This window comes from Tolypothrix sp. FACHB-123 (genome assembly GCF_014697075.1).
GTDB lineage: Bacteria > Cyanobacteriota > Cyanobacteriia > Cyanobacteriales > Nostocaceae > Aulosira.
The window spans coordinates 1-12511 of the sequence record NZ_JACJRE010000108.1; the positions used below are offsets into that span (position 1 = coordinate 1).

Annotated in this window: 14 protein-coding genes and 1 pseudogene; 13 read left to right on the plus strand and 2 right to left on the minus strand. The window is 37.5% G+C overall.

Annotated features, from left to right (window positions below):
* A partial coding sequence (locus H6G41_RS34855) for a hypothetical protein (protein WP_206756967.1) occupies nucleotides 1-196 on the plus strand: 196 nt, incomplete at its 5' end.
* A 402-nt stretch (nucleotides 197-598) separates the two neighbouring features.
* A complete protein-coding gene (locus H6G41_RS33190) occupies nucleotides 599-931 on the plus strand; it encodes a hypothetical protein (protein ID WP_190752549.1) in 333 nt (110 codons plus the stop codon).
* A gap of 215 nt (nucleotides 932-1146) precedes the next feature.
* Here H6G41_RS33190 and H6G41_RS33195 read toward each other — a convergent pair whose 3' ends face one another.
* Nucleotides 1147-1299 carry a hypothetical protein gene (locus H6G41_RS33195; protein WP_190752552.1) on the minus strand — a complete coding sequence of 51 codons (153 nt, stop codon included), beginning with the start codon at nucleotides 1297-1299 and terminating at the stop codon, nucleotides 1147-1149.
* On the minus strand, nucleotides 1289-1540 hold the full coding sequence (locus tag H6G41_RS33200) for a hypothetical protein (protein WP_242038140.1): 252 nt from the start codon (nucleotides 1538-1540) through the stop codon (nucleotides 1289-1291). The genes H6G41_RS33195 and H6G41_RS33200 overlap by 11 nt, the downstream gene beginning before the upstream one ends.
* Before the next feature lie 543 nt (nucleotides 1541-2083).
* On the opposite strand from H6G41_RS33200, the pseudogene H6G41_RS33205 reads away from it, so the two are divergent.
* The 11 genes and pseudogenes from H6G41_RS33205 (at nucleotide 2084) to H6G41_RS33255 (ending at nucleotide 12314) form a co-directional block, all read left to right on the plus strand.
* Nucleotides 2084-3109, plus strand: a pseudogene (locus H6G41_RS33205) (IS630 family transposase).
* 108 nt (nucleotides 3110-3217) lie between these two features.
* The gene (locus H6G41_RS33210; protein ID WP_308796890.1) at nucleotides 3218-4408 is read left to right on the plus strand and encodes an ISL3 family transposase; all 1191 of its coding nucleotides are present in this window, start codon (nucleotides 3218-3220) and stop codon (nucleotides 4406-4408) included.
* A 662-nt stretch (nucleotides 4409-5070) separates the two neighbouring features.
* Entirely contained in the window at nucleotides 5071-5298 is a 228-nt protein-coding gene (locus tag H6G41_RS33215; protein ID WP_190752553.1) for a DNA-binding transcriptional regulator, read from the plus strand.
* Nucleotides 5299-5419: 121 nt separating this feature from the next.
* Nucleotides 5420-5881 (plus strand): hypothetical protein, encoded by a 462-nt coding sequence (locus H6G41_RS33220; protein WP_190752554.1) that lies wholly within the window; start codon nucleotides 5420-5422, stop codon nucleotides 5879-5881.
* Between the two features lie 73 nt (nucleotides 5882-5954).
* A complete protein-coding gene (locus tag H6G41_RS33225; protein WP_190752555.1) occupies nucleotides 5955-6488 on the plus strand; it encodes a hypothetical protein in 534 nt (177 codons plus the stop codon).
* Nucleotides 6489-6803: 315 nt separating this feature from the next.
* Nucleotides 6804-8582, plus strand: a complete 1779-nt coding sequence (locus tag H6G41_RS33230) for a serine/threonine-protein kinase (protein ID WP_190752556.1) — start codon at nucleotides 6804-6806, stop codon at nucleotides 8580-8582.
* A gap of 337 nt (nucleotides 8583-8919) precedes the next feature.
* The gene (locus H6G41_RS33235) at nucleotides 8920-9081 is read left to right on the plus strand and encodes a hypothetical protein (RefSeq protein WP_190752558.1); all 162 of its coding nucleotides are present in this window, start codon (nucleotides 8920-8922) and stop codon (nucleotides 9079-9081) included.
* 190 nt (nucleotides 9082-9271) lie between these two features.
* Complete coding sequence (locus H6G41_RS33240; RefSeq protein WP_190752559.1) at nucleotides 9272-9499, plus strand: DNA-binding transcriptional regulator; 228 nt, start codon at nucleotides 9272-9274, stop codon at nucleotides 9497-9499.
* Between the two features lie 201 nt (nucleotides 9500-9700).
* Nucleotides 9701-11101, plus strand: coding sequence for a MotA/TolQ/ExbB proton channel family protein (locus H6G41_RS33245; protein WP_190752560.1), 1401 nt, complete (start codon nucleotides 9701-9703; stop codon nucleotides 11099-11101).
* A 4-nt stretch (nucleotides 11102-11105) separates the two neighbouring features.
* Nucleotides 11106-11567 carry a hypothetical protein gene (locus H6G41_RS33250; protein WP_190752561.1) on the plus strand — a complete coding sequence of 154 codons (462 nt, stop codon included), beginning with the start codon at nucleotides 11106-11108 and terminating at the stop codon, nucleotides 11565-11567.
* Between the two features lie 45 nt (nucleotides 11568-11612).
* Complete coding sequence (locus tag H6G41_RS33255; RefSeq protein ID WP_190752562.1) at nucleotides 11613-12314, plus strand: hypothetical protein; 702 nt, start codon at nucleotides 11613-11615, stop codon at nucleotides 12312-12314.
* Nucleotides 12315-12511 lie beyond the last annotated feature (197 nt).

The window sequence follows — 12511 nt, forward strand, 5'->3', positions numbered from 1 at the left end:
TGCTACGCAACGCTGCGCGAACGCCACTACACCCCACACCCTACACCCCACACCCAAAAGCCTTATGAATATTGGATTTGCCGATATCTTAGTGCCATTCGGTCTTGCTCATTGCTTTCTCCAATACCCAAAAAATCCACGAACTGCTTACCTTCTAGTTCGGGGTCTTCTCGAAAATCAAGGTAGGTGTCACTAGAGCGCCGGTCGAGTAGAGAGTATGATGAAGTAACTTTACCTTTTAGTGAAAAAATGAATCATTTGTGACATTTTGGTAAAAATTTACCTAATTTATCTGTACTAGTACCGCCGTGAATTCAAAATTCGCGCATTAAGACAGAGTAAGCGTTTTGTTGATTTTGAATGGTCTGTTTATTTACGCCGTGCTGTACTAGTAGGATTAGCAGTCACAAAACTTGAAAATTTTCACTATATATATGAGGTCACAGAATTCAGCAGTTTTCACTATATATAGGAGGTTAACTAAACCAAATATGTTCACGAAGCGGCAACAAACAGGATACTGTGTATCACTATAGATTGTATAACTATATTGATACTTAAGTCCGAACAGAATTTGGTGACAAGGAGATGAACGCAAATGGATTCTTTTTATTCTGCCAAAAAAATTAAAATTTCCGAGTTATCATTAACTCATGAGCAAATGAATATTATATTAGAGTACTTGTATTTAGCACGTTTAAACAGTTTATCAGAAAAGCAAACGCAACGTATATCAGATATTCTAGAAATCGCTCAACAAGACTCAAAAATTGATTTTTGGTTAACAGAAGCAGACCAGTTTATCGGACATAAATTGAATTTGATAAATGAACATGAATACAAGAACTTACAAGCCAAATTAAGAGAATATCTAGTAACAGACTGCAAAAATTTGAGTCAAATTACTTCTCGTGATCCAAAGTCATTTTAGATTGCAAATCAGAAATACATTAAAGGTAATAGGGAAATCCCCATAATTAAAATTAGGGAACCAGTCGCGTCGTGGGCTTGTGACCCATTATTCGGGCAGGATTTCTCAATGAGACCTATTTCCTATTCCCTGTCCGCAGGGCTTGGTCATTTAAGATGGTTTTGATTTGCTATTTAGTAATAATCCCGTGGAGTTGTTTGGATTCACGGGATATATTACTGGTCGGTTACACCATCGCTCCTTTTGGATTTTCCTCGCTTGAATTTGATTGGGGGCGATCGCCTAGATTGTGCTGGGTGGAAGTTCTCGCATGGTAATATAACGCCAGTTTCAAGAGATAGGGTTGCGATCGCTCTATTACTCCCCATCTTTTATCTCTAATTGATAAATCCGGGATGATGGATGCTCTGTCATCATTCGCCAATAGTAGCCCTGGGGTAGTGGCATTGCCCTACCACCACAGCGATACAAGAATATCGGCTCACCAGAACGCACAACTTTTTTAACTGTTTGCTCCAGGCTGGGGTCGGGGCGATCGCTGTCATACCAAATGATGTGAGATTTACCAAAGTACCCCGCAGCGAATAGACTAGCGGCAAGCCACTCCATTATCGATTGAATTTACTCTTGCTCAATGCCACAGCAATGTTGTGCGTAGCTTTCGATTGTTGGTTGGGCTGGTTTGGGTTTGAGGAAATTTAAGAGTTGTTTCATGATATTGGGAACGCAACTATTACCAGGGTTCCCAGATGAAAGGGTGCGATCACCTGTCTGCTAGTTTTCCTCTAAGAATTTTTTAGGCGATCGCTCCAAGGGTGCAACTTTGCCTTTATTCCCGCTAATAGGGCAGATTTAGCAACAAAGGAAGATTTAGAAATTTTGCTCAAACGGCAAAGGGAATTAAACCAACAACTTCGAGAACTCAACGAGCGAGTTGACACTCCAAGAGCTACAAAATAGTTTATGCGAGCGATCGCTCTATCACTCCCGTTAGTAACTGTTTATTAATTGTTCTATCAGTTGCAGCAGGTTTTTCTCAATTTGTCCAAGAGCTTCTGAGGGAGAAGTTTTATCTTATACTAAGGAGTAAATTATCAGATTATACCTGTGAGAAACTTTTTGTTAGAAGACCAGCTTCATGCAGAGAAAATAATGCTGTTGACAGAGTTTATCCAAAGCAATCCAGATGCGAGAGAACTAAAACGAGCATTAGCAGTCAAGATGGCATTACAGGAAGAGTCTTATAGACAAATTCAAACATTGTTAGGGATGCACCCATCTTGCATTACAAAATGAAAGAAGCGATTTTTAGCACAAGGTTTAGATGGGATTAAATTAGGTTACCAAGGCACCCAAGGATATTTAATACCCCAATCAAGAGCAGAAGTCATTAGCTGGTTAAAGGAAAAGAACTACTGGGATATAGATGAGTTAGTTACTTATTTGGATGAGAAGTATGGTGTAATTTATCAGTCAAAACAAAGTTATTATGAGCTACTATCCGATGCCTCAATTAGTTGGAAGAAATCACAGAAAGTCAATCCGAAATCTGACCAAGAATTAGTAAGAAAAAAGCGCGAAGAAATTCAGGATTTTTTAACTCATAACAAAGCTGAAATCGAGTCGGGGAGATTGATTGTCTTTTTTGTAGATGAGTGTCACTTGCTGTGGGGCGATGTCTGTGGATATGTCTGGGGAAAAACAGATATCAGAATTGAAATTCCCATACTTAATGAAAAAGAAAGACAAACGTATTTTGGAGCCTTGAATTATCAGACAAAAGAATTTATTGTTCATGCATATTCTGGTGGTAATGGTGAGAATACTGTAAATTTTATGAAGTATTTACAAGCTCAATGTTTAGGAAAAAGAATTGCCTTAATTTGGGATGGAGCTAGTTATCATAAGTCAGCCGAAGTCAAAAACTTCTTGGCACAACTCAATCATGGTTATGAAGAATCAAAGTGGCAATTTACTTGTATTTTATTTGCGCCCAATTGCCCTGAACAAAACCCTGTATAAGATGTTTGGTTACAAGCTAAAAATTTTTTAAGAAAGTCTTGGCATCTTTGTAAATCATTCCCAGTTGTCAAATGGTTATTTAATTTCTTTACTGAGCACCAAAAATTTGATTTTCCTAAACTAAAACAATATCAACCTTGTTTGCCTCTCATTTAGGATTGCTATAGTAGAAAGTCAAAAAAGAAAAGAGAGTGATTTAGACAAGCTAGATAAAAAGCTAAAGAAAGAAAAAGATAAAGTTGAAAAGCTGCCCCACTCCCACCAATCGTAACCCCACATACTCTTGGGGTAGACGACTTTTGTTTTCGTAAATGTAAAACCTACGGTACAGCACTAATTGACCTGGAACGCAGCCGACCAATTGCTCTACTCAAAGATGCAAAAGCTGAAACCTTAGCAGAATGGTTAAAAGCTCATCCCGGTGTCAAAGTCGTCTCACGAGATCGATCAAAAACTTATGAAAGTGGTATTCGCCAAGGAGCGCCCGAAGTCATTCAGGTTGCAGACCGTTTTCACTTATTGCAGAACTTAGCTGAAACACTTAACCAAGTTTTCGCTACACATCATCAAGCTCTCAAAGCCATCGATGAGGCATACAGTCTTTCATCAGTAACCCAAACTGACGGTACTGTAGTTGTGCGAGTACCACGACCAAGCCGTGAACAACAGGCACTACAATTAGCAGAACAAAGCCGTGCTAGACGAGTTGCTATCCATCAGCAAGTTTGGGACTTACATCATCAAGGTTGGAGTGGAAAAGCTATAGCCCGTCAAGTTGGGATTGGTGTAACAAGTGTATTTCGCTATCTACGTACTCCTACCTTTGTTGAACCACAAAGGCGAAGAAGCCGAGGTCGAAGTATTTTAGTTCCATACCAAGAATATATCCTAAAACGCTGGAATGAAGGTTGTCACGAAGGCTTAGTCTTGTTTGAGGAAATTCAACAACAGGGTTACAAAGGTAGTTATGATACTGTAGCGCGTTACACGCGGCGCATCCGTACTGTCCAAGGAATCAAGCCACGAAAACGGTATTCACTTAAGTCTTTACCAAAAGTCACTCAACCCAAAAAACTTTGTCTGACACCTCGTCGTGCCGTATGGCTAGTGCTACGGAAACCGGAGTCGCAACTGCTTGATTCGGAGCAACTAATTGCACTACTAACAGCGCAACATCCAGATTTAGCTGAAGCTATTGAGTTAGCGCAAGGCTTTGCCCAAATTGTGCGCCAACGGCAGCCTGAACAACTTGATCCTTGGCTCACTCAAGCTCTCATGAGCAATCTGACTGCTTTTTGTCGCTTTGCTAAAGGATTGCGTGAAGACTACGACGCGGTAAAGGCGGGTGTAACTATGTCAGTTAGTAATGGCCCCGTTGAAGGGCATATTAATCGGCTGAAAATGTTAAAGCGACAGATGTATGGTCGCGCCAAAATTGCCTTGTTTGCAGTTTGAAGCGTTTATGTTTGCAGTTCGCTACAAGTAGGCGTTGAGCACTCATTACTTCTGAAGGTTGCCACACAATACAGCTCTGCCCAAACCTTAGATGCCAGTAGGCGTTGAGCACCGGTGAATCTGAGAACAGTTCAATCGTTGATTGCTCTGCCCAAACCTTAGATGCCAGTAGGCGTTGAGCACTTGAAACGATATTATAAATATGTCAGACAGATTAAACTGCCCAAACCTTAGATGCCAGTAGGCGTTGAGCGCCATGAATTTCTAAAAGTTCGGCAAGGGCGATCGCTTATGGTAAATGCTTGCCTACACACCTTTGATTTTCCTCTTAGAATTGAACTTGACAATTCCTCACAGCAGTGAAGCCGTGTACTTTAAGAATATTACCAGTGTCTTAAAGTAGTAATTTTCTCTCTAAACGTTTTATTTACGAGTGATTACTGATGATTACTAGGTTTAAGCATAGCTAGGATGTAGCAAATAACCTAGAGTGGCAAAGTTAGCTAGAGCAAAAACTCAAACCTAGTAAATTCGTTATTGTTGAAAATTTTGGTTTACTTATTTACGCCTATTTCAACCATTACAAACTTACTCTAGTTTATTTTGCCGTTCTAGCAAATAACATAGCATCCGCTACTTAAACTAGTGGATCGAAAAGGTAGATGACTATCAAAAAACCCTTGGCTATCAAACAGCCAGAGGTAGGACAGCTTATCCGTAAGGTGCGACTTTCGGCTGGGCTAACACAAGAACAGTTTGCAAATACTCTCGGTGTTACATATTCAACGCTTAACCGTTGGGAAAATGGACACACTAAGCCATCACCACTGGCGATGGAGAAGATTGAGAGGATGTTGCAGGAAATGGAAAGAGGCGAACAGTTTAATTAGTTCTACTAAATAAGCCAATTAGTTCTAGGAAGTAAACCATGCTTGCTCGGTTTTGGTATGGGCGGTCGATGGCTCAAAATTTATGTATTTACAACATCAGCATCAGTAAAATGTAAAATTTATGAAAAATATTTTAGGCATTGGCACAGCATTAATAATTAGTACAGTCTTGTCTTTGGGTCTCCAAAACCATGTTTCGGCTCAAACTTCAGGGGAAAAGCTAGTAAATTCCATCAAATCTGTTTCTCAGGTTAAACAGCAACTTAAAGAGACATTTGAAAATTTAAATCAATGTAATTCAGGTTATTGCTTTAACATCATGACTACTGATATTTGTCAATTGGTAGGGGCATTAGATGTCAAAGTAAATGGAAAAATTATAGGATTAATGTTTGGTAGCAGTGAAGGACAAATTTCTATTTCAGCATCAGACTTAAAATTGATGAAAAAAATTTTAAGTCAGTGTAAATCCACTAATAATCAATATTGGAACTGGGAATCTGTACTGCACGTTTTTTATTCACCTACACCACAGATAGACCGCGAAATTCGTGCTGCTCTGGGTGCACCTAAAGCTAGGTAATTTTAGCTCTGAAAGTAAGTCCATTTTTTGAATGTTGAAAAATTTGAAAACTCTCGATAATTAAAGTATAAATATGGCATTTACAAATAAAATATTTACTTGTTTAGTAATTAGTACCTTACTTTACTGTCTACCAGTATTTGCTCAATTCATCATTCAAAATCTGCCTAATGGACGCTATTTATATTGTGATAATCCTCCACCAAATGATGGAGTTTCTGTAGTAACTTGTTTTGCTTTTGAGAAGAAATTAAACAAAATTATTGGTTATTATTATCCAACTAATGTTAAATATGCAACTGTTTGCGTTAGCGGAATAGTTAAAAATAATATTATTAACGGCGAAGCTGTTTATCTAACTATACCAATTAATAAAGGTAGTGAAGTAACATTAGCTTCTGAATTTCAACAAAATCAACTAAAAAACTGGAGTAATGGTGATTCAGGAAGATTAAGATTAGCCAGAGCTTTGCCTGGTAGTAGCACTATTGGCGGACAAGTAATTCCCCTTGTTAAATTTCGTAAAGCAGAACTAAATTTACGTGGTTTTAAACATTATCGAGATGTAATTAGACCTATACCAAAGAGTTGTTTAGATTGGTCTTAATAATATGCCTATTCTGATTTTAGTAAAGTCAGTATTTGTTATGAATTTGTTGAAACTCGACAAGGTGGTTTTAGAACAATTAATGTTACACTAAATACCCACACCATGATGAAAATTACCAAAATTAAAGTTAAATTCGGTTAGAAAATATCTCATATATTAAAAATATCAATACTAAAAAGTACTATTTTATATCTTTGATTGTTGATAATATCTACTAGCCGAGGGGATGGCTACGCCCGCCGCAAGCATCGCATATGGTTATGTTATGCAATTGCTAAAATCCTAACTAAATTCCAAAAAGACATAAATTTCATGCTACAGCAAATACTTAGTGGGCGCTACTACATTATTAATCACTTAGGAAGTGGAGCATTTGGTTATACTTACCTGGCTGAAGATAGACATCTACCCGGCAATTCTCTGTGTGTTGTAAAGCAGCTTATTCCCCAGGTAGTTAATCAGATAACTCTACGTTTATTTAAAACTGAAGCAGAAGTTTTAGCAAAGTTAGGTAGCCATGCTCAAATTCCCCAACTTTATGCTTACTTTCAGGAAAATCAACAATTCTATCTAGTTCAAGAATTTATTGCTGGTAATAATCTAGACGATGAACTAACTCCTGGTAGGAAATTAAATGAACATCAAGTTCTTACTCTTTTGCAAGAAATTTTAGAAGTTTTAGCATTTGTTCATCAACAAAAAGTTATCCATCGTGACCTTAAACCTAACAATATTAGACGCAGACAAGATGGAAAAATTGTTTTAATTGATTTTGGCGCAGTCAAACAAATCAGTTATTACACAGTTAATCCGCCAGATCAAACCAATTTAACTACAGTAAGTATTGGCACTCCTGGATATATGCCAAGTGAACAAAGCCAGGGTAAACCCAAGTTTAGCAGTGATGTTTATGCTGTAGGAATGATTGGTATTCAAGCCCTAACAGGGATATTTCCTCATCAATTATTAGAAGATCCCAGAACAGGCGAAATTATGTGGCGGAATGGTGTACAGGTTAGCGATGCTCTGGCAGATGTTTTAGACAAAATGGTGCGTTATGATTTCCGACAACGTTATGAGTCTGCAAGTGAAGCATTACAAGCTGTTATGAGCTTAATCACTCCTGTTACGCTTAATTTGTCAACTTCTAACCCTAAAACTTTAGATTCTATTAACAATCTACTACCAAATTTATTTTCCAAGTCTGCCATTGTAAAATTTTTAGTTGGTATGGGAGTAATATCTCTGGTAACTGCAATTAACTTTCTTAAACCTACAATTATAAATTATAATAAACCTGAAACAACACAGTCTGATAATTCCAGTCCGAAACAATCTCAATCAACTCCTAAGTCGGCACCTATAGTACCTGTAAATAATACACCACAAAGGGAGATAATTAAACCAACGAGTTCTTCCATTTCTACAGTTGCGTCTGGTCAGACAATTAAAACCAGTGATATTCTGATCAATAGTTTTTATTTTATATCTGACAATGCTTACCAAAATGCTAGTGATGCAGACAAAGAAGTGAGCAGGTTGAAAACAGCAGGTTACAATCAAGCATTAAAATTTTGGATACAAGATTATCCCAATTTATCAGGTAAATCTTTGTTTGTTGTGTCTCCTGCTATCTTTAATGAACGTCAATCTTGCGCTGAATTTCTCAATACCTACAGTCAACAAAGTTCTGAAGCATATTGTGCATTTGCTAGTAAGGATGTAAATGCATCTGCTGATAGATTTTATGCTGCTAATAAAGTTGATATCCCTGCTAAATTAAATACATACTCATCAGAAAATAATCAGTTATCTGGCTTTTATTTTATATCTGACGCTGCTTTTAAAACATCAGATGAAGCTGATAGGCAAGTTCAGAAGTTGCAAAGACAAGGTTATAGTCAAGCAGGTAATTTTTGGATACCAAATTACCCCAATTTATCAGGTAAATCTTTGTTTGTAGTCTATCCGGCTCAATTTAAGCAACGTCAAAGCTGCGCTAATTTTTTAAGTAATTATAGAAAAAAAAGTCCAGATGCTTATTGTGCATTTGCTAGCAAAGATAGAAATGCACCTGCTGATCGATTTTAAAGTTTGGTATTTGAAAAAAATAATTTTTGAGTTACAAAGTGGCAAAAATAATTGACGAAAAATTTTATGCTGCGTTCTCATGCTGATCGCCCCTAGGGCGTGTCTTCAAAGTAACAAATAATACTATAAAAAGCGGGCACACGGGGAAAATTCAATTCAAAAATCTCTCCGTGTCGTTGCGTCTTTGAGTCTCCCAGTATTGAATTTAGAGTTTGAAAACACGCCCTAATCCCCCCACATGAGCTAATACAATGATGGCAATTCGTCAGCCTAACTGTACAAACTACAAGGTGACACAACAGGAATGGCAACGTGTACATGAGTTGAAAGGATAGCGATGATAGCGATCGCTCTCCCGATGATTACAGGAACACTAGCAATAAGAGCAATCACACCCATTCTTAGAGGAAATATATCAGTAGGAGCGATCGCCCTCATACCAACAGAGTGGATTAACGCTAACAATGACACGGGCAATAGAGCAACTATCCTCGCTTAAATTAAACGTGACAATTCCTCACAGCAGTGAAGCTGGGCATTTAGGAAGTGTTATCAGTGCTTCAAGTACTAATTCTCTCTCTAAACGTTTTATTTACGAGTGATTACTGATGATTACTAGGTTTAAGCATAGCTAGGATGTAGCAAATAACATAGCATCCGCTACTTAAGCTAGTGGGTCGAAAAGGTACATGACTATCAAAAAACCCTTGGCTATCAAACAGCCAGAGGTAGGACAGCTTATCCGTAAGCTAAGGCTTTCGGCTGGGCTAACGCAGGAACAGTTTGCAAATACTCTCAATGTGACTTATTCCACAATTAACCGTTGGGAGAATAGGCGATCTTCTCCATCGCCACTAGCAATGGAGAAGATTGAGAGAATGTTGCAGGAAATGGAAATAGGCGAACAGTTTAATTAGTTCTACGAAATCAACCAATTAGTTTTAGGGAGTAAGCCATGCTTGCTCAGTTTTGGTATGGGCGATGCTTTGAGGATGCGATCGCTTTACTTTAGCTGGCAATTCAAGATTAATACATTAGCTGATGTCTGTTCTTAATTAACTTGATAACTACCGTTACCAAGTTAAAACCGTCTTTGAAATATTTAAATTAAACTGATAATGACTACTAAAACTTTGTCATATTCTCCTAAATCAGACCGTCAAGAATTAGATGTCAAAATTTGGTTAGTTTTGGTTATAGGATTAGCCGTAACTCTAGGTATTTATGCAGTTATACTACCTATAAAACATAGCTTTTTAGGTATTCTCTTATATGAAAGAGGATTTACCCAAGTTTTAGCTATTTTATTTGGCGGTATGGTGATGACTATCACCATCTTAAAGCTATTTAAAATTCAAAGAGAATTGCAGGCTTTCAAAAAAGATTTAATTCCAGCCACTATTTCACTTGATAATCCCAATTCCATTCAAGTTGAAAAACTTCAGCAATCCTTAACCAACGAAAAAAGTTTATTAGCTAGGCGTTATAGTCGTGTTGTTGCTGCTTATATTGTCTCAGGAAATCGTCAAGCAGCTACTGAATTTGCAATGGAAGATTCGGCATTTTATAGTAGTACTGCCGAAACTTCTTATTCCGTAGCCCGAATTTTAGTTTGGGCAATTCCTCTGTTGGGATTTATCGGTACAGTGTTTGGTATTAGTGGTGCTGTCAATGGTTTTAGTGGTTTTCTGCAACAGTCCAGCGATATTGAACAAATTAAGCAAGGTATTGGCACTGTCACTAGTGGTTTAGCTGTAGCCTTTGACACAACTCTTTTAGCTTTATTTGTCAGCGTGTTGGTAATGATTCCTTTAGTTTTAGCAGAGCGACAAGAATCACGCTTGCTGCTAGCGATTGATGTCTATATCAATGACAAACTCTTACCTCGTCTTAAAGAGGGAGAAGGTTTAAATAAAGCTATAGTTAATGATGCCATTGGGCAGGCTTTTCAAAAGCATCTGCCATCACCAGAAGTGCTGATTCAACCTGCTCAAGAATATGCTAGACAAGCCGCAGAAGCGTTAGCTAAAGGTTTTGTGAATGAAGTAGGTAAAATTCAGGTGACAACCAACAAATTGATTCAGCAGATGAATGCTATCAATCAAATGGCTGTCAAAGACCGAGAAAACTTTATTGCTACCTTAACCCAGCAACAACAATCTAGTCATGAGATTGTTAAGGAAATCCAGCACATTAGCATCGCAGTGCTAGACAATTACCAAAGCATTAACCAGGATTTTAACACACACACAGAACATATCACTGAGCAGTTGCAAAAAGCCGCAACGACTTTAGACAGCCGCATTGCTGCTTTGGAAAATTGCGCTCATGAAGTTGCTAGAATTGTCGAATTCCAACGCAGTTTAGAGCAGAGCTTACAAAGTTTAGAAAAAACTGCACAATTAGAACGAGTTTTAGGTGAAGTGCGGTCAAATTTGGCACTGTTAAGACCAGTGCTAGAACAACTCAACAAACCGCGCCGCATTACCTTAGTGGAAGCAGATGAGAATTGCTCCTAAACCTATGCCAAAAAGACTATCTACTCGTTCTGCAATTGAAATTGAACTGTTCCCATTTCTGTCGATTTTGGCTTGTACTATAGGCGTACTCATTTTGTTAATTATTGTTTTGATGGCTCAAACATTTAGTAATCAAAGACAAATTACTATCCTTGCTAAAAGTGAGAACGGACAAAACCAAAACAAACAACCCCGCTATATAGAATGTCGTAGTGACGGTATTGTTATCTATCCTAGTCAAAAATTTGTAGCTTTATCGGAAATCGATAGTTATTCTTCACCATTACAAGCCTTATTACAGGAGGTAAAAGCTAATCGAGATAAACAATATTTAATTGTGGCACTTCGCCCTGATGGAATTAAAGTATTTGAGCAAGTTCGAGAATTAATTGAAGCCAAAGGAATTGATATTGGCTATGAACCCATCGATGAAGGATGGAATCTGAAGATTGAAACACAACCTTAAATTGCCGATAAATTGCTAAATTTACTTACATATTATGATGCTGACATGAGAAGAAAGCGTTCTTTTAAATCTCACCGTCCCCAACAAAATCTAGATTCATTTTTAGATATATTGACTAATACTGTTGGCGTGTTGATGTTCATTAGCCTTTTTATTACTTTAGTGGCTGCTCAATCGAGTACCATAGTTCGCACACCTTTAGTGAGTCAAAGCGATAAAAAAGTAAATTTCTTTGAAATTCGTGGCAATCGAGTTATTTATTTAGATAATAAATCAGCTACTCAACAACTAAAAGATTTTGTTGGTAACTTACCTACTTGTGTTGAACCAAGCTATAGCTCAAGTTTTCTTGATAGTTATGCGTATATTGATGAATTAAGAAATTATCAAAACTGTCTTACCAACAAAATCCAACAGTTAAAAGATTTTCGTGCCGAAACTAAAAACTATGAAATCGAATTAGTTGATTTAGAATCTATGTCATGGAAATATAACCCCAAATCAAATACTGGCGGCGAATTAGCTATAGATTTAGTTAAACCAGATTCAGAGTATCAAAAGACTTTAGCTCAATTGGATTTACAGCAAGATTATCTGGCATTTCTGGTAAGACCTGATAGTTTCGCTGCTTTTCGCCAAGCTAGACAAATCGCTTGGAAAGCGGGTTTTGATGTCGGTTGGGAACCACAAACATCTGACGGTGAAATTATTTTTGGCTCTGGAGGAAGAAAGATAGGAGTACAGTAACAGGTTTTGTTCAAATTTTGGCTTAACTTCCTGAGCAAATATTAACTAAGTACTTCATAAGCAATTATTTAGCAAGAAGATATTAAGTTAATTTGCTAAGCTGTTGTGCATTTAAATTGTGATAACAGCGTCGCCTTTATTTTTGAGTTTTCGCCCCCATTTAATAATTAACTCTCCTTCATTTAAAAGTTGATGTA

Bases quoted from the DNA above. Each gene is read 5' to 3' on its own strand.
- H6G41_RS33190 (WP_190752549.1), top strand. From the start codon at position 599: ATGGATTCTTTTTATTCTGCCAAAAAAATTAAAATTTCCGAGTTATCA.
- H6G41_RS33195 (WP_190752552.1), bottom strand. From the start codon at position 1,299: ATGGGGAGTAATAGAGCGATCGCAACCCTATCTCTTGAAACTGGCGTT.
- H6G41_RS33200 (WP_242038140.1), bottom strand. From the start codon at position 1,540: ATGGAGTGGCTTGCCGCTAGTCTATTCGCTGCGGGGTACTTTGGTAAA.
- H6G41_RS33215 (WP_190752553.1), top strand. From the start codon at position 5,071: ATGACTATCAAAAAACCCTTGGCTATCAAACAGCCAGAGGTAGGACAG.
- H6G41_RS33220 (WP_190752554.1), top strand. From the start codon at position 5,420: ATGAAAAATATTTTAGGCATTGGCACAGCATTAATAATTAGTACAGTC.
- H6G41_RS33225 (WP_190752555.1), top strand. From the start codon at position 5,955: ATGGCATTTACAAATAAAATATTTACTTGTTTAGTAATTAGTACCTTA.
- H6G41_RS33230 (WP_190752556.1), top strand. From the start codon at position 6,804: ATGCTACAGCAAATACTTAGTGGGCGCTACTACATTATTAATCACTTA.
- H6G41_RS33235 (WP_190752558.1), top strand. From the start codon at position 8,920: ATGATAGCGATCGCTCTCCCGATGATTACAGGAACACTAGCAATAAGA.
- H6G41_RS33240 (WP_190752559.1), top strand. From the start codon at position 9,272: ATGACTATCAAAAAACCCTTGGCTATCAAACAGCCAGAGGTAGGACAG.
- H6G41_RS33245 (WP_190752560.1), top strand. From the start codon at position 9,701: ATGACTACTAAAACTTTGTCATATTCTCCTAAATCAGACCGTCAAGAA.
- H6G41_RS33250 (WP_190752561.1), top strand. From the start codon at position 11,106: ATGCCAAAAAGACTATCTACTCGTTCTGCAATTGAAATTGAACTGTTC.
- H6G41_RS33255 (WP_190752562.1), top strand. From the start codon at position 11,613: ATGAGAAGAAAGCGTTCTTTTAAATCTCACCGTCCCCAACAAAATCTA.